We start from the raw sequence: 19,214 nt of genomic DNA, 5'->3' as shown, positions 1-19,214 counted from the left end.
CCGTCAAGGCAACTACCTGCGAGGGAAGGAAGCTATGACTCAGTTCACCATTCCGGGCTTGACCGACAAACAGGCCGCGCGGCTGACCGAATTGCTGCAGAAGCAGCTGAGCACGTACAACGATCTTCATTTGACGTTGAAGCACATCCACTGGAATGTGGTGGGGCCCAACTTCATTGGTGTGCACGAGATGATCGATCCCCAGGTCGAGGCGGTGCGTGGTTTCGCCGACGACGTCGCAGAACGCATTGCGGCCCTTGGTGCTTCGCCGCAGGGGACGCCGGGTGCGATCATCAGGGATCGCTCGTGGGATGACTATTCGGTCGACCGCGACACCGTCCAGGCGCATTTGGCCGCACTGGACTTGGTCTACACCGGCGTGATCGAAGACATTCGCCACGCGATCGACGAAACGGACGAAATCGACCAGGTCACCCAGGACCTGTTGATCGAGCAGGCCGGCAACTTGGAGAAGTTCCAGTGGTTCGTTCGGGCGCACCTGGAGAGCGCCGGCGGCAAGTTGAGCCATGAGGGCTCGGCCACCGAGAAGGACGCCGCCCGCAGCGCGCGACGCAATTCGTAGCAAAACGATTATTCGGGCCGGCCCCCGGCGGGCCGACGCTGACGGTCGGCTTCGGCGGTTTCACGATCGAGCCGCTGCGCCTCGTAGATCGTGACGTTGGTCCGCGACATCACCAACGCGGCTATCCCGACGGCGAGGATCGCGCCGGGCACCACCGAGAACGAACCCGTCATCTCCGCGACCATGATCATGATCGCCAACGGCGCGCGGGCGACGCTGCCGAAGCATGCCATCATCCCCACCACGACGAAAATTCCCGGTCCGCCGGGGACCCCGGGCAGACCAGACAATTCGCCCAGCCGCCAGACGGCGGCCCCCACGAAGGCGCCGATCACGATCCCGGGACCGAACAGCCCGCCGGATCCGCCGGTGCCGATCGACAACGACGTGGCGACGATCTTCGCGATCGGGAGGACGACGACGACCCACAGCGGGATGTGCAGCAGGGATCCGCGGTCGGCCGCCAACTGCGCCCAGCCGTAGCCGCTGCTCAGGATCTCGGGGATCAGCAGTCCCAACAGGCCGACCAACAGCCCGCCAAGAGCGGGCTTGACGACCGGTCCACCGGGCAGCCGGTGGGTTAGCGCCACCGCGGCATGGAAGATCCGGGCATAGAGGTAGCCGACCGCCGCGGCCAGCAGGCCGATCACCACGAACCACAGCAGCGGCCACGCTCTTTCGAAGCGGTACTCCGCGTCGATGTAGCCGAACAGCGGGTCAAAGCCCAGAAAAGCGCCCAGCACCGCATATGCGGTTCCCGACGTGATGAAACCGGGCAGCAGGCAGCGGTAGTCAAAATCGTCGCGATAGGGGATCGATGCGGCCAGCACCGCCCCACCCAGCGGTGCTCCGAAGATCGCGCCAATGCCCGCGCCGATACCCAGAGCCACGGCGGTCCGGCCGTCCTCGTCGGAGAGGTCCAGGCGTCGGGTCAGCAACGAGCAGAAGCCGGCCGAGATTTGCGCCGTCGGACCCTCACGACCGCCCGAACCGCCCGAGCCTATGGTCAGCGCGCTGGCGACCATCTTCACCAACACCGCGCGGAAACGGATCGCGCGGGGATCACCGTGTATCGCCTCAATGGCTTCGTCGGTACCGTGACCGGTGGCTTCCGGCGCGAGCCTGGCCACGACGAATGCCGACAGCAGCGCCCCTGCCGTCGTCACCAGCGGGATCGCCCACGGACGTACGAAGCTGCCGGACCCATGGCCGCCGCCGTCTCCGACGGGCGTCGGGATCTGGTAACCGGCCAGGTAGCCCAGCAGAAAGTCGCCGGTGTATTTCAGCGCGAGATAGAAGACAACGGCTCCGAGGCCGGCGACGACACCGATGGCAGCGCCCAGCAGCAGCCATTTGCGCACATAGCCCGACTGCCTGATCGACCCCCCGAATCGTCCGCCCGCCGCCGCGGCCGGGGCGGTCGGGGGGTGCGGTTCGGCCTCCGCCGGCTCGCTCACCGGCCCCGCCACCCACGCACCCAGCCATCGTAAGACCAGTGGAATAACTGGACCGCGGTCCGGTTATATAGGCAACCCTAATTTGAGGAGGTAAAAATGCCTGCTGTTACCGCAGACACCCTCACCCTGCCGCGGATCGGCCCGCCCGATCCATCCGACACCGAGCGGCCCGTCCGATCGATCACCACCGGCCCGCGAGGCTACGAGGGGGAAGGCTTCCCCGTCGTCCGCGCGTTTGCCGGCGTGAGCGCCGCGGCCCTGGATCCCTTCGTGCACATGGACCAGATGGGCGCGGTGGAATACCAGCCCGGAGAGCCCAGGGGAACCGATTGGCACCCGCACCGCGGCTTCGAGACCGTCACCTACATGCTCGACGGAAAATTCGCGCACCAGGATTCCCACGGCGGTGGCGGCCTGATCACCGACGGCGCCACCCAATGGATGACGGCGGGTTCGGGCGTCCTGCACATCGAGACTCCGCCCGCCGAATTGGTCGAAAGCGGCGGCCTTTTCCACGGTGTCCAGCTGTGGGTGAATCTGCCGAAGAAAGACAAGTTCGCGCCCCCTCGGTATCAGGCCATCGAAGGCAACGACGCCGGGCTGCTCGCGTCCGGTGACGGCGGGGCGCTGGTCCGCATCATCGCCGGTGAGATCGACGGTCACCGTGGACCCGGTGTCACCCACACGCCGATCACGTTGGCGCACGCGACGATTCAAAGTGGGGCCCGGCTCAACATCCCGTGGCGGCGCGATTTCAACGCGCTGGTCTACGTCCTGTCGGGAAGCGGGTATGTCGGTCCCGTCGCGCACCCGATCACGCAGGGGCAACTGGCCGTGCTCGGACCCGGCGACCGGATCACCGTCGGCGCCCAATCAACCCAGGAGTCGTCCCGGACTACAGCAATCGATGTGCTGCTTTTGGGTGGGCGGCCGATTCGCGAGCCGGTATTCCACTACGGGCCTTTCGTAATGAACTCGCGCGCGGAATTGATCGAGGCGCTGCAGGACTACCAAGCCGGGAAGTTCGGCAATATTCCGCCTAACGCGTTAATGCCACATCGCGGGGTGGCACACTTCAATAATGGCGATAACGGCGAGTCGCCGGCCCGGCCGGCCGCCCGCAGCAAAGGCTGACGAGACGCGCAAGCGAATCCTGGACGCCGCCCGGCTGGTGTTCAGCGAACGCGGCTACGACGGCGCGACCTTTCAGGCGATCGCCGTCCGCGCCGACCTCACCCGGCCCGCCATCAACCACTACTTCTCCAGCAAGCGGGCGCTGTATCGCGAAGTCCTGGAGCAGACCAACGAGATCGTCCTGCGGGCTGCCATTCGAGAGGCCGAGCGCGAGACCACGCTGACCAAGCGGCTGACGGCGTTCATCTCCGTCGCGGTGCGCGCTAATTCGGACAATCCCGCCGTGTCAGCGTTTCTGATCACCGCTGTGCTGGAATCGCAGCGGCATCCGGAATTGAGCCTGACCGAAAACGATTCGGTGAGAATTGGCCGCGAATTCCTGACGTGGGCGGTCGGCGAGGCGATCGAACGTCGCGAAGTCGCCACTGATATCGACGCGGCGGCGTTGGTCGAGACGCTGGTCGTGCTGCTCTGCGGGGTCGGGTTCTACGCCGGCTACGTCCGCAGTTACGAGGAATTGTTGGCTGTCACCGACGTGTTGCGGCGGCTGCTCGAAGGTGCGCTCTGGCGCCCCGAAGGCTGACCCGACGCGGCGCGCCCGGCGCCAGTGAAATCGCGCACAAAGCGTATAGGCTAACTAACTTATTCGGTAGCATGGTGCCGATATGACTGAGCTTGACGACACCTCCGTAGAGCCTTCCCCACCGCCCTCGCTACGCACCGCGGGTGACTCGTGGTCCATCACCGAACTCGTCGGCGCCACCGCGTTGGGCGTCGCTGCTTCGCGCGCCGTGGAAACGGCCGGACCCAATCCACTGATCCGCGACGACTTCGCCCGCGTGCTGGTGTCCTCGGCCGGTCCCGCGTGGGAACGCTTGGCCGACGCTGAACTGGCCTGGCTCGACGACGACCCGCACGCGCGGCGTGCACATCGGCTGGGCATCGACTACCAGGCCGTGCGCACGCATTTCTTCGACGAGTACTTTGCCGACGCCGTCAGCGCCGGAATCCGGCAGGTGGTGATTCTGGCCGCGGGGCTGGACTCGCGTGCCTACCGGTTGGATTGGCCGGCGAATACCGCCGTCTACGAGATCGATCAGCCCCAGGTGCTGGAGTACAAGACCGGAATCCTGCAGCGGCACGGCGCGGTACCGGCGGCCAGCCGGCGCCCGGTCCCGGTGGACCTGCGGGATGACTGGCCGGCAGCGTTGACCGCCGCCGGTTTCGACCGCACCCAACCGACCGCCTGGCTTGCCGAGGGCTTGCTGCCCTATCTGCCCGGCGATGCCCAGGACCGGCTCTTCGAAATGTTCACCGCGCTGAGCGCGCCGGGCAGCCAGGTCGCCATCGAGGCGTTCGGCATGAATTCGCGGAGCAACTCGCAGCGCTGGCTGCGGATGCGAGAGCGGCTCGGCCTCGATGTCAACGTCCAGGCGCTGACCTATCACGAGCCGGACCGCACGGATCCCGTGGAATGGCTGGCCGACCACGGCTGGCAGGTAAACAGCGTGAACAACCGCGACGAGATGGCCCGGCTGGGCCGGCCGGTACCCGACGACCTCGCCGACGAGGCCGTGCGCAGCACGCTGCTACGCGCACGCCTCGGCGCCCCGACCCACTGACCCGCGCCCACCCCTGACCGAGGAGCACGCGATGAGTTCACTGCGCACCCACGACGACAGCTGGGACATCAAGTCCAGCGTCGGCACCACCGCCGTGATGGTGGCCGCCGCCCGCGCCGTCGAGACCGAGCAGCCCGACGCGCTCATCCGCGACCCGTACGCCAAGCTGCTTGTCACCAACGCGGGCGCCGGCGTCCTCTGGGAGGCCATGCTCGAGCCGGAGGTCGCGGCCAGGGTGGAAGCCCTCGACTCCGAATCCGCGGCGCACCTCCACCACATGCGCGGCTACCAGGCCGTGCGCACGAATTTCTTCGACACCTTCTTCAAAGACGCTGTCGCCGACGGGATCCGGCAGGTGGTGATCCTGGCGTCGGGCCTAGATTCCCGCGCCTACCGCCTGGACTGGCCGGCGGGCACCACGGTGTACGAGATCGACCAGCCCCAGGTGTTGGCCTACAAGTCCACGACGCTGGCCGAAAACGGTGTGACGCCTTCGGCGGATCGCCGCGAGGTCGCGATCGACCTGCGTCAGGACTGGCCCGCCGCGCTGCGTGCCGCGGGCTTCGACCCGGCGGCGCGCACGGCCTGGCTCGCCGAGGGGCTGCTGATGTACCTGCCGGCGGAAGCCCAGGACCTGTTGTTCACCCAGATCGGTGAGCTGAGCCCCGCCGGTAGTCGGGTCTCGGCCGAAACCGCCCCCGCGCACGCCGACGAGCGGCGGCAGCAGATGCGCGAGCGGTTCAGGAGGGTGGCCGACGAGCTCGGTCTGGAGGAGACCATCGACGTCGGGGAGCTGATGTACCGCGACGACCACCGGGCGAACGTCGCAGACTGGCTCAACAACCACGGCTGGCGCGCCCGCGCGCAGCCGTCGACGGACGAGATGCGACGGCTGGGGCGCTGGATCGAGAGCGTTCCGCTGGCCGACGACAAGGACGCGTTCTCCGACTTCGTGATCGCCGAGCGGTTGTAGCGGCAGCCGCCCAGGATCTTCCTTACTGCTCTCCCAACCGGATGGTTAGGATCGCGGTATCACCCATGAGCGCTCGCGCGACGAGCAGTGGGCACCCTCCGGGAAGGAAGTCACTGATGACCACCGAATCGGTTACGCCGAAGACATCTGCGTCCAACGGGGCCCCGGCAGCTCAACCAGACAACGTCGCCGCGACCGTGGACCGGCTTCGCAAGACCTTCGCCACCGGTCGCACCCGGGACGTCGAATGGCGCAAGCGGCAGTTGCTGCAGCTGCAAAAGTTGATGGAAGAGAACGAGGCTGCCATCGCCGCCGCTCTGGCCGACGATCTGGACCGCAACCCGTTCGAGGCGTACATCGCCGACGTCGCAACGACCGCCGGTGAGGCGAAGTACGCGGCCAAGAAGGTTCGCCGGTGGACGAAGCGCAAATACCAATTGCTCGAGGTGCCGCAGCTTCCCGGCCGCGGCTGGATCGAATACGAGCCCTACGGCACCGTGCTGATCATCGGCGCCTGGAATTACCCGTTCTACCTGACGCTGGGTCCGGCCGTCGGCGCGATCGCCGCGGGGAACGCCGTCATTCTCAAGCCGTCGGAGATCGCCGCGGCGTCGGCGCATTTGATGGCCGAGCTGGTGCCCCGATACCTCGACAACGACGCGATCGCCGTGGTCGAGGGCGACGGCTCCGTGAGCCAGGCGCTGATAGCGCAGGGCCTGGACCGCGTGCTATTCACCGGCGGCACCGAGATCGGCCGCAAGGTATACGAGGGCGCGGCGCCGCACCTGACGCCGTGCACGCTGGAGCTCGGCGGCAAGAGCCCGGTGATCGTGGCGGCCGACGCCGACGTGGAAGTCGCCGCCAAGCGGATCGCCTGGATGAAACTGCTGAACGCCGGCCAGACCTGCGTCGCCCCCGACTATGTGCTGGCGGACGCGAAGATTCGCGACGAACTGGTGGACAAGATCGGCGCCGCCATCGCCAAGTTCACGTCGGACAAGCCGAACGGCATGCGGATCGTCAACCAGCGTCAGTTCGACCGGATCAGCGGCTACCTGTCCGGCAAGGACGGCAAGGTCGCCGTCGGCGGGGCCTGCGACGCGTCGAGCCTGCGCATCCAGCCCACCGTCGTCGTCGACCCGGATCCGGACGGGCCGCTGATGCGCAACGAGATCTTCGGGCCGGTGCTTCCGGTGGTCACCGTCCAATCCCTGGACGATGCAATACGTTTCGTCAATTCGCGGCCCAAACCGCTTTCCGCCTACCTATTCACCAAGACCCGCGAAACCCGCGAACGGGTGATCAAAGAGGTGCCCGCGGGCGGCATGCTGGTGAACCACCTCGCTTTCCAGGTGTCGACGGCCAAGCTGCCGTTCGGCGGGGTCGGCGCGTCGGGCATGGGCGCGTATCACGGCCGCTATGGCTTCGAAGAGTTCAGCCACCGCAAGTCGGTGCTGACCAAGCCGACGCGGCCCGACCTGTCGAGCTTCATCTACCCGCCCTACACCGAGCGGGCGTTCAAGATGGCCCGCAGGATGTTCTGACATCCCTGCGTCAAATCGCTTGCTAAACACAAATTCTCACCGCAGAGAGGAACCTGATGCCCGGAGTGCAGGATCGCGTCATCGTCGTCACCGGAGCCGGTGGAGGATTGGGTCGTGAATACGCCCTGACCCTCGCCGCCGAAGGCGCCAGCGTCATCGTGAACGACCTCGGCGGGGCCCGCGACGGCACCGGCGCCGGCCACAATATGGCCGACGAGGTGGTCAAGGAGATCCGCGACGCGGGTGGGCGTGCGGCCGCCAACTATGACAGCGTCGCCGAGCCCGAGGGCGCCGAGAACATCATCAAGACCGCGCTCGACGAGTTCGGCGCGGTGCACGGCGTGGTGAGCAACGCCGGGATCCTGCGCGACGGCACCTTCCACAAGATGTCGTTCGAGAACTGGGACGCCGTGCTCAAGGTGCACCTCTACGGCGGCTACAACGTCATCCGCGCCGCGTGGCCGCACTTCCGTGAGCAGAGCTACGGGCGGGTGGTCGTCGCCACCTCCACGAGCGGCCTGTTCGGCAACTTCGGTCAGACCAACTACGGCGCGGCCAAGCTCGGCCTAGTCGGCCTGATCAACACGCTGGCGCTCGAGGGCGCCAAGTACAACATCAACGCCAACGCGGTCGCCCCGATCGCGGCCACCAGGATGACCCAGGACATCATGCCGCCCGAGGTGCTGGAGAAGCTCACGCCGGAGTTCGTCGCACCCGTGGTGGCCTACCTGTGCACCGAGGAATGTGCCGACAGCGCATCGGTTTTCGTCGTCGGCGGCGGCAAGGTGCAGCGCGTGGCGCTGTTCCAGAACGACGGCATCAACTTCGACAAGCCGCCGTCGGTTCAGGACATCGCCGCCCAGTGGAGCGACATCACGGACCTCTCCGCTGCGCAGAAGGCCGGATTCAAGCTCTGACTCAGGCGAGCAGCGCGTCGCGCAGCTTGTCCACGTCCGCCGCGGAGATGCCCGCGTCGCGCAGGTAGCCGTCGAGCGATCCGAATTCCTCGTCGATCGCTTGGCGGGCGGCGGCCAGGTATTCCTCGCGGACGCCGAGGACCCCGTCGGACAGCCGGGCCTCGGTGAAGGTGACCACCTCCGGGGTCAGTTCGGTTTGTTGGCGCTGTGCGATCATCTCGGAGATCCGGGCCCGCAGTTGCGGTGCCGAGTCATTGCTGCGCAGGAAGTCGGCGACGATGGTGTCGCGATCGACACCGATCGCCTCCAGCACGGTGGCGACCACGAAGCCGGTGCGATCCTTTCCCGCGAAGCAGTGCGTGAGTACCGGGCGCCCGGCGGCGAGCAGCGTGATGACGCGCTGCAGCGCGCGTTGCGCCCCGTTACGCGTTGGGAATTGGCGGTATTCGTCGACCATGTAGCGGGCGGCGGCCTCGTTGACCGACATGTCGGAGTCGGCGCCCTCGCCGGTGAGCAGGCGCTGGAACGCGTGTTCGTGCGGTGCTTGGTCGTCGGTGCCGGCGTCGTCCTCGCCGAGGTCCGGGAAGGGCAGCAGGTGGATCTCGACGCTGTCGGGAACCAGTCCCGGACCGCGACGGGCGACTTCCCGGGTCGCGCGCAGGTCGGCGACGTCGGTGATGCCGAGTCGGCGCAGCGTCGCCCGGCCCTCGTCGTCGAGACGGCTCAGCTCGCTGGATCGGAACAGCCGCCCGGGCCGCAAGGCGGACGCGAAGTCCGCGACGTCCCGAAAGTTCCAGGCGCCCGGCAGTTCCCGGACAGCGGCCTCAGCCATGTGACGTGACCGCCGCCGCGAGCGCGGATTGCTCCCGGCCGAGTTCGGTGCGCGCGACGGTGCGCATGTGCACCTCGTCCGGTCCGTCGAAGATCCGCATCGCCCGGTGCCAGGCATACAGCCGGGCCAGCGCCGTGTCCTCGCTGACGCCGGCGGCCCCGTGCACCTGGATGGCACGGTCGATGACGTCGCAGGCCACCTGCGGCGCGACCGCCTTGATCTGCGACACCAGCAGGTGGGCGGCCCTATTGCCGTGCTGGTCGATGGTCCAGGCGGCCTTCTCGCACAGCAGCCTGGCCTGGTCGATCTCGTTGCGCGACTTGGCAATTGCCTGCTGGACCAGGCCCTGGTCGGCCAGCGGGCGGCCGAATGCGATGCGGTTGTTCGCGCGGTGCACCATCAGGGCCAGTGCCCGTTCGGCGCCGCCGAGCGCGCGCATGCAGTGGTGGATGCGCCCCGGCCCCAGCCGCGCCTGGGCGATCGCGAATCCGCCGCCCTCTTCGCCGAGCAGGTTGGTGACCGGCACCCGGACGTTGTCGTAGATGATCTCGCAGTGCCCGGGCTGGTCCTGGTAACCGAAGACCGTCGTTGAGCGGACGACCGTCACGCCCGGCGTATCGATCGGCACCAAGACCATCGACTGCTGCTGGTGGCTGGCCGCTTCGGGGTTGGTGCGGCCCATCACGATGAGGATCTTGCAGCGCGGGTCCGCCGCCCCCGAGGTCCACCACTTGCGGCCGTTGATCACGTAGTCGCCGCCGTCGCGCACGATGGAGGTCTCGATGTTGCGCGCGTCGCTGCTGGCGACCGCGGGCTCGGTCATCGAGAAGGCGCTGCGGATCTCGCCGGCCAGCAGCGGCTCCAGCCACCGCTTGCGCTGCTCGTCGGTGGCGAACAGGTGCAGGGTTTCCATGTTTCCGGTATCGGGTGCCGCGCAGTTGAGTGCCTCGGGTGCGATCTCGAGGCTCCAGCCGGTCAGCTCGGCCAGCGGGGCGTATTCCAGGTTGGTCAGGCCCGACTCGGCCGGCAGGAACAGGTTCCACAGCCCGGCCGCTTTGGCCTTGGTCTTCAGTTCCTCGATGACGGGCGGAACGGTGTGGTCGTTCGGGCCGGCCTCGTGGCGGTATTTGTCGTAATCGGCCTCGGCCGGAAAGACATACTCGGTCATGAAGTCGGACAGCCGCTTGTGGTAGTCGCTCGCTTTGGCCGACATCGCGAAGTCCATGTCCGTCACGATAGGACACGTGCACAAAGGCCTGGTTTCAGGTCGCCGTCGCGCGAAATATAAACGGTTGCGAGCGGCCGCGGCGTGTCGTCGCAGACGTTTATGTGTCGCGGTAGACATGGCATCATGACCGACGCCGAGAGCCGTCCCCCCTTCCCGCCGTTCACCCTCGAGACCGCGCTGCAGAAGGTCCAGGCCGCCGAGGACGCATGGAACACCCGCGACCCCGAGCGCGTCAGCCTGGCCTATACGCCGGACTCGGAGTGGCGCAATCGGAGCGAACGGATCGTCGGCCGGGATCAGATCGTGGCGTTTCTGACCCGCAAATGGCAGCGCGAACTCGACTACTCGCTGCGCAAGAGCCTGTGGGATTTCCACGACAACCGCATCGCGGTGCGGTTTCAGTACGAGTGCCACGACGAGGCCGATCAGTGGTACCGGAGCTACGGCAACGAACTGTGGGAGTTCGCCCCGTCGGGGTTGATGGCCCGCCGCGAAGCCAGCATCAACGACGTTCCCATCGACGAATCCGAGCGACGGTACTTCGGCCCACGCCCGGCGTCAGAACATGGCCAAGACATCCCGCTCTGGTAGCGGTCGATAGGGTGTCTGCGGCAAGCCCGAAGCAAACGAAAGTAGATGTACGCGCCATGACAGATCCGCAGACGACGGTCGGGGTGGTGGCTGAGTCCGGGACCGACGAGCGGCGCGTCGCGCTGGTGCCCAAGGCGGTCGCGTCGCTGGTGAACAGCGGTGTGGCGGTGGTGGTCGAGTCCGGCGCCGGCGAACGGGCGCTCCTTCCCGACGAGCTCTACACCGAGGCCGGGGCCGGCATCGGGGACGCCTGGGCCGCCGACGTGGTCGTCAAGGTAGCCCCGCCGACGGCAGACGAGGTCGGCAGGTTGCGCGGCGGCCAGACGCTGATCGGCTTCCTGGCGCCGCGCAATACCGACAACTCGATCGGCGCGCTGAAGCAGGCCGGGGTGCAGGCGTTCGCGCTGGAGGCCATCCCGCGGATTTCGCGGGCCCAGGCCATGGATGCGCTGTCGTCGCAGGCCAACGTGGCGGGGTACAAGGCGGTGCTGCTGGCGGCCTCGGAGTCGACGCGGTTCTTCCCGATGCTTACCACCGCCGCGGGAACGGTGAAGCCGGCGACCGTGCTGGTGCTCGGTGTCGGCGTGGCCGGGCTGCAGGCGCTGGCGACGGCCAAACGGCTGGGGGCGCGCACCTCCGGTTACGACGTGCGCCCCGAGGTGGCCGACCAGGTGCGTTCGGTGGGGGCGCAGTGGCTGGACGTGGGCATCGACGCCGCCGGCGAGGGCGGCTACGCCCGCGAACTCACCGAAGACGAACGCGCCCAGCAGCAGAAGGCGTTGGAAGACGCGATCAGCGGGTTCGACGTGGTGATTACCACGGCGTTGGTGCCGGGCCGCCCGGCGCCGCGGCTGGTGACCGCGGCCGCGGTGGAGGCGATGAAACCCGGAAGCGTCATCGTCGACCTCGCCGGTGAGGCCGGCGGCAACTGCGAATTGACCGAGCCGGGCCAGACGGTGGTCAAGCACGACGTCACCATCGCGTCGCCGCTGAACCTGCCCGCGACGATGCCGGAGCACGCCAGCGAGCTCTACAGCAAGAACATCACCGCGCTGCTGGATCTGCTGATCAAGGACGGGAAGCTGGCGCCGGACTTCGACGACGAGGTCATCTCGGAGTCGTGCGTGACCCGCGGGGAGGACTCCTAGATGTACGACGAGCTATTGGCCAATCTGGCGATCCTGGTGCTCTCCGGTTTCGTCGGGTTCGCGGTGATCTCGAAGGTGCCCAACACGCTGCACACCCCGCTGATGTCGGGGACCAACGCCATCCACGGGATCGTGGTGCTCGGCGCGCTGGTGGTGTTCGGCGAGGTCGAGCACCCGTCGCTGGCCGTGCAGATCATCCTGTTCGTGGCGGTCGTGTTCGGGACGCTGAACGTCATCGGCGGTTTCATCGTCACCGACCGGATGCTGGGCATGTTCAAGGGCAAAAAGCCTGCGCCCCAAGCGAAGACCGAGGAGCCGGCTGCCAAATGAACTACTTGGTAATCGGCCTGTACATCATTTCCTTCGCGCTGTTCATCTACGGCCTGATGGGCCTGACGGGCCCCAAGACCGCGGTGCGCGGCAACTTGATCGCCGCGGTGGGCATGGCCATCGCGGTGGCGGCGACGCTGGTCAAGATCCGGCACACCGACCAATGGGTATTGATCATCGCCGGCCTCGTGGTGGGCGTCGTGCTCGGTGTTCCGCCGGCGCGGTTGACCAAGATGACCGCCATGCCCCAGCTGGTGGCGTTCTTCAACGGCGTCGGCGGCGGCACGGTCGCGCTCATCGCGCTGTCGGAATTCATTGAGACATCAGGCTTTTCGGCCTTCCAGCACCACGAGTCGCCGACCGTGCACATCGTGGTGGCGTCGTTGTTCGCCGCGATCATCGGGTCGATCTCGTTCTGGGGCTCGATCATCGCGTTCGGCAAGCTGCAGGAGATCATCTCCGGATCTCCGATCGGTTTCGGCAGGGCCCAGCAACCGATCAATGTGCTGCTGCTGGCCGCGGCCGTCGCGGCCGCCGTGGTCATCGGCCTGCACGCACATCCCGGCAGCGGCGGGGTGTCGCTGTGGTGGATGATCGGCCTGCTGGCCGCGGCCGGGGTGTTGGGCCTGATGGTGGTGCTACCCATCGGCGGTGCCGACATGCCGGTGGTCATTTCGCTGCTCAACGCGATGACCGGGTTATCGGCCGCCGCTGCGGGATTGGCGTTGAACAACACCGCGATGATCGTGGCCGGCATGATCGTCGGCGCCTCGGGTTCGATCCTGACCAATCTGATGGCCAAGGCGATGAACCGGTCCATCCCCGCGATCGTCGCCGGCGGTTTCGGTGGCGGTGGTGTGGCGCCCAGCGGCGACGGCGGCGGCGACAAGCACGTCAAGTCCACGTCGGCCTCCGACGCGGCGATCCAGATGGCCTACGCCAACCAGGTGATCGTGGTCCCGGGTTACGGCCTGGCCGTCGCGCAGGCACAGCACGCGGTCAAGGACATGGCTTCGCTGCTGGAGGACAAGGGCGTGCCGGTGAAGTACGCGATCCACCCGGTGGCGGGCCGCATGCCCGGGCACATGAACGTGCTGCTGGCCGAGGCCGAGGTGGACTACGACGCCATGAAAGACATGGACGACATCAACGACGAGTTCGCCCGGACCGATGTCGCGATCGTCATCGGCGCCAACGACGTCACCAACCCGGCTGCGCGCAATGAGGCCTCGAGTCCGATCTACGGCATGCCCATTCTCAATGTGGACAGGGCCAGGTCGGTGATCGTGCTGAAGCGATCGATGAATTCCGGGTTCGCGGGGATCGACAACCCGCTGTTCTATGCCGAGGGGACCACGATGTTGTTCGGCGACGCGAAGAAATCGGTGACGGAGGTCGCCGAGGAACTCAAAGCGCTATAGCGGGCCTCTAGACCGGCGGATAAGCGGGCGGCGGGTAGCCGTTGCCGTCCTGAACGCCCCGCAATCCCCAGGTGAAGTACCGCATGAAGAACTCGAGCTCGTCGCTTGCGTCGTAATCCGGATTCGGATCCATCGTCCCCACCTCTCGACTTGCGACAATTCCGATCGAAGTCTAGTCCCCTCGTCGCCGGTGCGACAGGCGGCCGAGGGTCCCCGAGGCCTTAAACTGTCCAACCAGTTGATTGATAATTTGCCTCATCCGGACCCGCCGGAACCCAGATCCGGCCCCGCCGGCAGTGACGATAGTGAGTACAGATGACATCCGACAGCATCACCCCCAACGGGTTGACACGCCGCGAGGAGTTGCTGGCTGTTGCCACCAAGCTGTTCGCCGCCCGCGGCTATCACGGCACCCGGATGGACGACGTTGCCGATGTGATCGGCCTGAACAAGGCGACCGTCTACCACTACTACGCCAGCAAGTCCCTGATCCTGTTCGACATCTACCGTCAGGCCGCCGAGGGCACGCTGGCCGCGGTGCACGACGATCCGTCCTGGACGGCCCGCGAAGCGCTCTACCAGTACACCGTCCGGCTGCTGACCGGCATCGCGAGCAACCCCGAGCGGGCCGCGGTGTACTTCCAGGAACAGCCCTACATCACCGAGTGGTTCACCACCGAACAGGTCGCCGAGGTCCGCGAGAAGGAGGCCCAGGTCTACGAGCACGTGCACGGCCTCATCGACCGCGGGATCGCCAGCGGCGAGTTCTACGAGTGCGACTCGCACGTGGTGGCGCTGGGCTACATCGGGATGACGCTGGGCAGCTATCGCTGGCTGCGCCCGAGCGGGCGGCGTACGGCGAAGGAAATCGCCGCCGAGTTCAGCACCGCCCTGCTGCGCGGGCTGATCCGCGACGAGTCGATCCGCAAGAATTCCCCGCTCGGGCTTTAGCGGCCGTCCGCAAGCGTGAGCAGCTCATCGACCGACCACTGATCGTCGGCGTGGTTGCCGTATTTGCATGCCAACACGGTGCCGTCGGAGGCGATCAGGAAATCGGCAGGTTTGCCGAAGTGGTTCTCCCCCCGTCCGATCGCGCCGCTCGCCTTGGACCACCGCATGCCGCGGGCGGCGGCGAGCATCGCGCGTGGATGCAACGTGGCACCGATGGAGAATTCGATCCCAAACTCCTTGTACAGCTTGCGATCCGGATCGGCCACGACCGCAAACGGTAGGTCGGCCTGGTAGCGGCGAAGCGTGTCGGCGGCGGAATGAAACACCACCACCTCGGTGACGCCGGCGGATTCGATCTCCTCATGGCGCCGGCTCAGTTCGTGCATGTGCAAGGTGCATATCGGGCACCCGGCGAAGCGCCGGAACTGCAGGTGCACCTTTCCGTCGGGAGCTGGCAGCGTGACGTCGGTGTCGGCGATCGTTCGCAGGACTCGTGCGTCGATCTTGTCGCCCACGTTCAGCACCGCGACCTCCCTCGATTATTGAGTCATACGACTCCGAATACCAGGAAGCAATTATTGAGTATACTCACTCCAAATGTCAACCGTCGGTAAGCGCCGTCCCGGACGGCCCCCGCAGTTCGATCGTCAGTGTGCGCTCGACGCGCTGCTGATGCTGTTCTGGCGCAAGGGGTATGACGCGGCAACGCAAGAGGAGATGCTGGCCGCGACGGGACTGTCTTCCTCGACGTTGTACCGTTCCTTCGGTACCAAGGCAGACATCATGCACACGGTGCTGCAGACCTATGTCGACTCGGCGTGCGCGATGCTCATCCCCCTCGAACGCGGCCGCGCCGGTGCCGCCGACGTGCACGCATTTCTTGACCAAGTCGAGGAACTCATCCGCGGGCCGATGGGCACCGCCGGCTGCCTGGCGGTGGAGACCATGCGCGATCCGATCAATCGGGATCCCCGCATCAAGAGCCTGACCGACGGGCACCTGCGACGCATGCGCCGCGGCCTGCGTGGGGCACTGCGCCGTGCGGTGGCCGCGGGCGAGCTTGCGCAGGCGACGCCCGCTACGCCGGCGAGATTGGCCGATGCCCTTCAGGCCGGCGTCCTCGGCGCACTGGCCAGGGCCCGCAGCGGCGACGCCGAACATGCCCTTGCGCTGCTCCGCGGGGTGCGTGCGCTGCTACCAGACCGTTAAAAAGCTCGTCCCGAACCTCACTGGGCGGCAACAAATGCCAGGGCTTCGTCAAGCCGCGAGGACCAGGTTTCGGATCGACAGGCGTCGATGGACGCCCATTCGCGAAAGCGGCGACCGGACGGCGCGAACGGTTCGGCCTCACCGGATTCGATCAATTCGTTCACTCTGGCCTCGGGAAGCTTGACGACCAGCGCAGTGCCGCGTCGGTCGAAAGAGGCGAAGAATCGGCCGTTGGCCCGCAGGCAGGGCAGGCCCATCATCGTCGACCGCGTGACCGTGGCGGCCGTCAACAACGGTTCGGCGACTGGCCAGAAGTCGGCTTCGGTGATCCTCTCGCTCACCGGTGTAGCTCCTCGCGGCTCGGCACCCGACGGTCGGCCCATGGATCCTTGCCGACGTCTTCGCCCTCGGCCGTGCGGCGCAGCCGATCGAGGTAGTGAACCCAACCGCCGTCGTGAGCGTCCGCCGCGCCATCTTCGAGTCCACGATGCACCAGCTTGAGCAGGGTGCTGCCGTCGGGCTGGGAAAAGAGATCGATCTCGACGGTCGTTGAGCCCGGCGGGATTCCGACGTCGGCGCGCTCCCAGCCATAGGTGAACACGATCCGGCGGGGACGCTCGACCTCGACGTAGCGGCCGGACACGGTGTCGCCGTTGGGGTGTGTCCAACGCACGACACCGCCGGCGGTGGCGTCAAGGACCGCATCCTCAGCCATCCATTGCCCGAATTGCACTGGATCGGTGAACAATTCGAAGACGCGCTCGGCGCTCGCGCGCACCACGAGCTGCTGGATGACTAGCTTCATGGCGGCCCGGTTTCCGCGGCCGCCCGCAGGCGCTCTAGCGGCGCGGCCCAGAAGTCGTCGAGCAGTGCTGCCACCTCGGCGACCCGGGCCAGGTCTGCGCGATACAGCCGTCGGGTCGCGTCGGCCCGAACGTCGACCAATCCGGCGTCGCGCAATATCTTGAGGTGCTGGCTCGCGGCCGATTTCGACAGGCCCGCGGCCTCGGCGAGAGCGGACGCGGGTCGCTCCTGATCCCACACCAATCGCAGCATCGTCCGCCGGCCCGGATGGGCCAGCGCCCTGATGGCGTCCTCGACGGCCGGCTCGGTCACGGTGTGCGGCCCATCGCCGCCAGCAGCCGATCCTGCGCAGACGCGCCCTCGCCTAGCACCACCTCCGGGCCGACGATCCCCGCTTCCCGTCCGCGCCTGGGCATTTCGGGGAGGAACATTGCAGAACACGCTTCGACTAGGCGGGCATCAAGCCGCTCGTCCTGGCCCGTCGCGCGGGCCAGGTCCCACGTGTGGATGAGCACATCCATGAACGTGCCGGCCACAGCGTCGGCCACGGGCCAGTCGAAGCCGAGCGGGGAGACGCAGACGCGCTCCAGCGCGCCGGGTAATTCGAGGGCTGTCAGCACGCGGCCCACTCGCTGTCGATACTCGGCGCCTGCGGAGCCCTCGGGTGAGACCGGCTCCGCACCCGTCGCCGCCGACAACAGGTACTCCGCCCCGCCGGCCAGGTGATTGATGAGGTCCTGCACGGTCCACTCCGAGCACGGCGTCGGCCAGGTCAGCTGGTCCGGCGCGACCGCCTCCACCACCGCAACGGCCCGATCGGTCGCGGCGCGGTACAGGACGATGGGATCGGACGGATCGGCATCATTTAGCACCCGCTAAATTTAGGCATCACTAAACAATGGTGTCAAGGCCCAAAGGGTCAGTGGATGGGCGGAATCAGACGCAGCACATCCCCGGTGGCGCCGCTGAGCAGCGACAGCCCGGTCACGCTCGGTTGGCCCAGGAAGAAGTTCAGGTTCGGATCGATGGACGGAACGTAGGGGTAAATGGTCGGGGTCGCGGACTGTGGCAACAGTCCGAGGTCGACGAGCGCGCCCTGGGGTCCCTGCACGGCCCCGAGGGCGAGGTCGGGCCCGGTGGTGAATGGGTTGACGACTTCGAACAGGCCGGCCGGGGTGGGAATGTTCGCGTAGTTGAGGCCCGGCCCGTAGGAGCCGTAGCCGAGGTCGACGAGCACCCGCAGGTCGGGCTGGAAGACGTCGGCGAGCGGGTTGCCGATGAACGGGATATCGCGGATCGGCTGCAGCAGCGGCAGGTTCTGCGTCAGCAACTCGTAGTACTGGGTGCTGCCCGTGTAGCCGGGAGACGTCGGCAGGGCCACGGCGTTGGCGAGCTGCGCGGCGGTCAGCGTGGGATACGTGTCGTGCAGGGTGAAGTAGCCCGCGACGGCGTTGGCGTCCGACACGAGGTTGAGCGGGTATTGCGGGGCGTTGGCGATGCCGTCGTACTGGATCGTGTAGATGCTGGTCGGGTAGGGCGAAAGTGGCGGAGTCGCACCGTTGAACGGCACATCCAGGAACGGTAGGTGGAAGCCGGGGAAGCGCTCCAGGATGCCGCCGTCGGGGGTGTTGGGATCGGCGAGCAGCATGAAGGACAGCTGGTCTTGATAGGGCGAGCCCGCCGCCATCAGGGAGTTGATCTCGTTGGTGGCGACCGTCGCGCTCTGCGAGTAGCCGACGACCACGGCGCTGTTGCCCTGCGTGAGCACTCCGGTGGGACCGACGAGCGCGTTGTTCAGGAGGCCGGTACCCTGCGCGACGGATTGGCCGAAGGTCAGGTTCCCGAGATTAGGGGTGATGGGCCAGAACTGTTCGGGCGTGAAGAGGCCCTGCGGGGTGGCCCCGGCGAACAGCGGGTTGGGCTGGATGTACGAGTTGAAGATGCTCGTGACATAGCCGAGGTTGGGTGCCGGGTTGCCGGTGCCGCCCATGATCAACGCGAGCAGCGGATCCGCGGAGGCCGCCCTGGACATCGACGCCATCGACGTCATCGCGCTGGCCCCACTGGATCCGCCGGTGAGCGCCGGTTGTCCGAACAGCATCTGGATCGGTGAGGCGATCGTGTTCAGCGCATTCGACGGCCCGAGCATCAGGGCCGAATTGGCGGCCTCGGCTTCCGCATAGGCGTTTCCCGAGGCGGCCAGCGCCTCGGTGAACTCATCGTGAAACGCCGAAGCTTGCGAGACGAGCGCCTGGTACTCCTGGCCGTACGCGCCAAAGAGCTTTGCGATGGCCTTCGACACCTCGTCCTCGGCCGCCGGGATCAAACCTGTGGTCGGTCCCGCCGCGTTCGAGCTGGCGGTGCTGATCGCCGAACCGATGTTTCCCACATCGCTGGCCGCTGCCGCCAACATCTCGGGGGTGGTGACTACGTACGACATCTCCCCGCCCTCATCCCCTTCCCGACTGCC

23 protein-coding genes are annotated in these 19,214 nt (G+C 66.9%); 13 read left to right on the top strand and 10 right to left on the bottom strand.

Annotated features, from left to right (window positions below; all coding sequences use genetic code 11):
* The first annotated feature begins 34 nt into the window (after window positions 1-34).
* Window positions 35-583: a DNA starvation/stationary phase protection protein Dps gene (dps, locus tag ACQI5H_RS07175; protein WP_427078702.1), complete on the top strand. Its 549-nt coding sequence runs from the start codon at window positions 35-37 to the stop codon at window positions 581-583.
* Window positions 584-591: 8 nt separating this feature from the next.
* On the opposite strand, the gene ACQI5H_RS07170 is transcribed toward dps, so the two are convergent.
* The gene (locus ACQI5H_RS07170) at window positions 592-2,040 is read right to left on the bottom strand and encodes a chloride channel protein (RefSeq protein ID WP_427078701.1); all 1,449 of its coding nucleotides are present in this window, start codon (window positions 2,038-2,040) and stop codon (window positions 592-594) included.
* Window positions 2,041-2,136: 96 nt separating this feature from the next.
* Between ACQI5H_RS07170 and ACQI5H_RS07165 the strand changes: the two genes are divergently transcribed.
* The 6 genes from ACQI5H_RS07165 (at window position 2,137) to ACQI5H_RS07140 (ending at window position 8,230) form a co-directional block, all read left to right on the top strand.
* Entirely contained in the window at window positions 2,137-3,174 is a 1,038-nt protein-coding gene (locus tag ACQI5H_RS07165; protein ID WP_427078700.1) for a pirin family protein, read from the top strand.
* The gene (locus ACQI5H_RS07160) at window positions 3,122-3,757 is read left to right on the top strand and encodes a TetR/AcrR family transcriptional regulator (RefSeq protein ID WP_427078699.1); all 636 of its coding nucleotides are present in this window, start codon (window positions 3,122-3,124) and stop codon (window positions 3,755-3,757) included. Before ACQI5H_RS07165 ends, ACQI5H_RS07160 begins: the two co-directional genes overlap by 53 nt.
* An 82-nt stretch (window positions 3,758-3,839) precedes the next feature.
* A complete protein-coding gene (locus ACQI5H_RS07155; RefSeq protein ID WP_427078698.1) occupies window positions 3,840-4,796 on the top strand; it encodes a class I SAM-dependent methyltransferase in 957 nt (318 codons plus the stop codon).
* Between the two features lie 40 nt (window positions 4,797-4,836).
* Complete coding sequence (locus ACQI5H_RS07150; protein ID WP_427078863.1) at window positions 4,837-5,769, top strand: class I SAM-dependent methyltransferase; 933 nt, start codon at window positions 4,837-4,839, stop codon at window positions 5,767-5,769.
* Window positions 5,770-5,882: 113 nt separating this feature from the next.
* Window positions 5,883-7,313 carry an aldehyde dehydrogenase family protein gene (locus ACQI5H_RS07145; RefSeq protein ID WP_427078862.1) on the top strand — a complete coding sequence of 477 codons (1,431 nt, stop codon included), beginning with the start codon at window positions 5,883-5,885 and terminating at the stop codon, window positions 7,311-7,313.
* A gap of 56 nt (window positions 7,314-7,369) precedes the next feature.
* Window positions 7,370-8,230, top strand: a complete 861-nt coding sequence (locus ACQI5H_RS07140) for an SDR family oxidoreductase (protein WP_427078697.1) — start codon at window positions 7,370-7,372, stop codon at window positions 8,228-8,230.
* Window position 8,231: 1 nt separating this feature from the next.
* On the opposite strand, the gene ACQI5H_RS07135 is transcribed toward ACQI5H_RS07140, so the two are convergent.
* Together ACQI5H_RS07135 and ACQI5H_RS07130 are read right to left on the bottom strand one after the other, a co-directional pair.
* Window positions 8,232-9,062 carry a tyrosine-protein phosphatase gene (locus tag ACQI5H_RS07135; protein WP_427078696.1) on the bottom strand — a complete coding sequence of 277 codons (831 nt, stop codon included), beginning with the start codon at window positions 9,060-9,062 and terminating at the stop codon, window positions 8,232-8,234.
* Window positions 9,055-10,275 (bottom strand): acyl-CoA dehydrogenase family protein, encoded by a 1,221-nt coding sequence (locus ACQI5H_RS07130; protein ID WP_427078861.1) that lies wholly within the window; start codon window positions 10,273-10,275, stop codon window positions 9,055-9,057. Before ACQI5H_RS07130 ends, ACQI5H_RS07135 begins: the two co-directional genes overlap by 8 nt.
* Before the next feature lie 138 nt (window positions 10,276-10,413).
* Between ACQI5H_RS07130 and ACQI5H_RS07125 the strand changes: the two genes are divergently transcribed.
* From ACQI5H_RS07125 to ACQI5H_RS07110, 4 genes are read left to right on the top strand one after another with little or no spacing between them, the layout of a single operon-like run.
* Window positions 10,414-10,881 (top strand): DUF1348 family protein, encoded by a 468-nt coding sequence (locus tag ACQI5H_RS07125; protein ID WP_427078695.1) that lies wholly within the window; start codon window positions 10,414-10,416, stop codon window positions 10,879-10,881.
* A gap of 56 nt (window positions 10,882-10,937) precedes the next feature.
* A complete protein-coding gene (locus ACQI5H_RS07120; RefSeq protein WP_427078694.1) occupies window positions 10,938-12,029 on the top strand; it encodes a Re/Si-specific NAD(P)(+) transhydrogenase subunit alpha in 1,092 nt (363 codons plus the stop codon).
* On the top strand, window positions 12,030-12,359 hold the full coding sequence (locus ACQI5H_RS07115; protein WP_427078693.1) for an NAD(P) transhydrogenase subunit alpha: 330 nt from the start codon (window positions 12,030-12,032) through the stop codon (window positions 12,357-12,359). It abuts the gene before it with no gap.
* Window positions 12,356-13,780, top strand: a complete 1,425-nt coding sequence (locus ACQI5H_RS07110; RefSeq protein ID WP_427078692.1) for an NAD(P)(+) transhydrogenase (Re/Si-specific) subunit beta — start codon at window positions 12,356-12,358, stop codon at window positions 13,778-13,780. The genes ACQI5H_RS07115 and ACQI5H_RS07110 overlap by 4 nt, the downstream gene beginning before the upstream one ends.
* A 7-nt stretch (window positions 13,781-13,787) precedes the next feature.
* Here the strand turns inward: ACQI5H_RS07110 and ACQI5H_RS07105 are convergent, their stop codons facing one another.
* Window positions 13,788-13,913, bottom strand: coding sequence for a hypothetical protein (locus ACQI5H_RS07105; RefSeq protein ID WP_139329499.1), 126 nt, complete (start codon window positions 13,911-13,913; stop codon window positions 13,788-13,790).
* Window positions 13,914-14,095: 182 nt separating this feature from the next.
* Here ACQI5H_RS07105 and ACQI5H_RS07100 point away from each other — a divergent pair, with 182 nt between their 5' ends.
* Entirely contained in the window at window positions 14,096-14,731 is a 636-nt protein-coding gene (locus tag ACQI5H_RS07100) for a TetR/AcrR family transcriptional regulator (RefSeq protein ID WP_427078691.1), read from the top strand.
* On the opposite strand, the gene ACQI5H_RS07095 is transcribed toward ACQI5H_RS07100, so the two are convergent.
* On the bottom strand, window positions 14,728-15,252 hold the full coding sequence (locus ACQI5H_RS07095) for a peroxiredoxin-like family protein (RefSeq protein ID WP_427078860.1): 525 nt from the start codon (window positions 15,250-15,252) through the stop codon (window positions 14,728-14,730). The two genes, ACQI5H_RS07100 and ACQI5H_RS07095, sit on opposite strands and share 4 nt — an antisense overlap.
* 76 nt (window positions 15,253-15,328) lie before the next feature.
* Between ACQI5H_RS07095 and ACQI5H_RS07090 the strand changes: the two genes are divergently transcribed.
* Window positions 15,329-15,940, top strand: a complete 612-nt coding sequence (locus ACQI5H_RS07090; protein ID WP_427078690.1) for a TetR/AcrR family transcriptional regulator — start codon at window positions 15,329-15,331, stop codon at window positions 15,938-15,940.
* 17 nt (window positions 15,941-15,957) lie between these two features.
* On the opposite strand, the gene ACQI5H_RS07085 is transcribed toward ACQI5H_RS07090, so the two are convergent.
* Genes ACQI5H_RS07085 through ACQI5H_RS07065 form a run of 5 tightly spaced genes read right to left on the bottom strand, consistent with a single transcriptional unit; the run spans window position 15,958 to window position 19,184 of the window.
* Entirely contained in the window at window positions 15,958-16,281 is a 324-nt protein-coding gene (locus ACQI5H_RS07085) for a hypothetical protein (protein WP_427078689.1), read from the bottom strand.
* The gene (locus tag ACQI5H_RS07080; RefSeq protein WP_427078688.1) at window positions 16,278-16,745 is read right to left on the bottom strand and encodes an SRPBCC family protein; all 468 of its coding nucleotides are present in this window, start codon (window positions 16,743-16,745) and stop codon (window positions 16,278-16,280) included. The genes ACQI5H_RS07085 and ACQI5H_RS07080 overlap by 4 nt, the downstream gene beginning before the upstream one ends.
* Window positions 16,742-17,056: an ArsR/SmtB family transcription factor gene (locus ACQI5H_RS07075; RefSeq protein ID WP_427078687.1), complete on the bottom strand. Its 315-nt coding sequence runs from the start codon at window positions 17,054-17,056 to the stop codon at window positions 16,742-16,744. Before ACQI5H_RS07075 ends, ACQI5H_RS07080 begins: the two co-directional genes overlap by 4 nt.
* On the bottom strand, window positions 17,053-17,616 hold the full coding sequence (locus ACQI5H_RS07070) for a TIGR03086 family metal-binding protein (RefSeq protein WP_427078686.1): 564 nt from the start codon (window positions 17,614-17,616) through the stop codon (window positions 17,053-17,055). The genes ACQI5H_RS07075 and ACQI5H_RS07070 overlap by 4 nt, the downstream gene beginning before the upstream one ends.
* Before the next feature lie 47 nt (window positions 17,617-17,663).
* Complete coding sequence (locus tag ACQI5H_RS07065; RefSeq protein ID WP_427078685.1) at window positions 17,664-19,184, bottom strand: PE family protein; 1,521 nt, start codon at window positions 19,182-19,184, stop codon at window positions 17,664-17,666.
* Window positions 19,185-19,214 lie beyond the last annotated feature (30 nt).

The sequence above is a fragment of the Mycobacterium heidelbergense genome (genome assembly GCF_050205645.1).
GTDB lineage: Bacteria > Actinomycetota > Actinomycetes > Mycobacteriales > Mycobacteriaceae > Mycobacterium > Mycobacterium heidelbergense_A.
The sequence above is the reverse complement of the archived record's forward strand: the minus strand, read 5'-3'. Positions and strand labels throughout refer to the sequence as shown.

Excerpts from the sequence above, each read along its gene's own strand:
- dps (WP_427078702.1), top strand. The coding sequence starts at position 35 with ATGACTCAGTTCACCATTCCGGGCTTGACCGACAAACAGGCCGCGCGG.
- ACQI5H_RS07165 (WP_427078700.1), top strand. The coding sequence starts at position 2,137 with ATGCCTGCTGTTACCGCAGACACCCTCACCCTGCCGCGGATCGGCCCG.
- ACQI5H_RS07160 (WP_427078699.1), top strand. The coding sequence starts at position 3,122 with ATGGCGATAACGGCGAGTCGCCGGCCCGGCCGGCCGCCCGCAGCAAAG.
- ACQI5H_RS07155 (WP_427078698.1), top strand. The coding sequence starts at position 3,840 with ATGACTGAGCTTGACGACACCTCCGTAGAGCCTTCCCCACCGCCCTCG.
- ACQI5H_RS07140 (WP_427078697.1), top strand. The coding sequence starts at position 7,370 with ATGCCCGGAGTGCAGGATCGCGTCATCGTCGTCACCGGAGCCGGTGGA.
- ACQI5H_RS07135 (WP_427078696.1), bottom strand. The coding sequence starts at position 9,062 with ATGGCTGAGGCCGCTGTCCGGGAACTGCCGGGCGCCTGGAACTTTCGG.
- ACQI5H_RS07130 (WP_427078861.1), bottom strand. The coding sequence starts at position 10,275 with ATGTCGGCCAAAGCGAGCGACTACCACAAGCGGCTGTCCGACTTCATG.
- ACQI5H_RS07125 (WP_427078695.1), top strand. The coding sequence starts at position 10,414 with ATGACCGACGCCGAGAGCCGTCCCCCCTTCCCGCCGTTCACCCTCGAG.
- ACQI5H_RS07120 (WP_427078694.1), top strand. The coding sequence starts at position 10,938 with ATGACAGATCCGCAGACGACGGTCGGGGTGGTGGCTGAGTCCGGGACC.
- ACQI5H_RS07115 (WP_427078693.1), top strand. The coding sequence starts at position 12,030 with ATGTACGACGAGCTATTGGCCAATCTGGCGATCCTGGTGCTCTCCGGT.
- ACQI5H_RS07110 (WP_427078692.1), top strand. The coding sequence starts at position 12,356 with ATGAACTACTTGGTAATCGGCCTGTACATCATTTCCTTCGCGCTGTTC.
- ACQI5H_RS07105 (WP_139329499.1), bottom strand. The coding sequence starts at position 13,913 with ATGGATCCGAATCCGGATTACGACGCAAGCGACGAGCTCGAGTTCTTC.
- ACQI5H_RS07100 (WP_427078691.1), top strand. The coding sequence starts at position 14,096 with ATGACATCCGACAGCATCACCCCCAACGGGTTGACACGCCGCGAGGAG.
- ACQI5H_RS07090 (WP_427078690.1), top strand. The coding sequence starts at position 15,329 with ATGTCAACCGTCGGTAAGCGCCGTCCCGGACGGCCCCCGCAGTTCGAT.
- ACQI5H_RS07080 (WP_427078688.1), bottom strand. The coding sequence starts at position 16,745 with ATGAAGCTAGTCATCCAGCAGCTCGTGGTGCGCGCGAGCGCCGAGCGC.
- ACQI5H_RS07065 (WP_427078685.1), bottom strand. The coding sequence starts at position 19,184 with ATGTCGTACGTAGTCACCACCCCCGAGATGTTGGCGGCAGCGGCCAGC.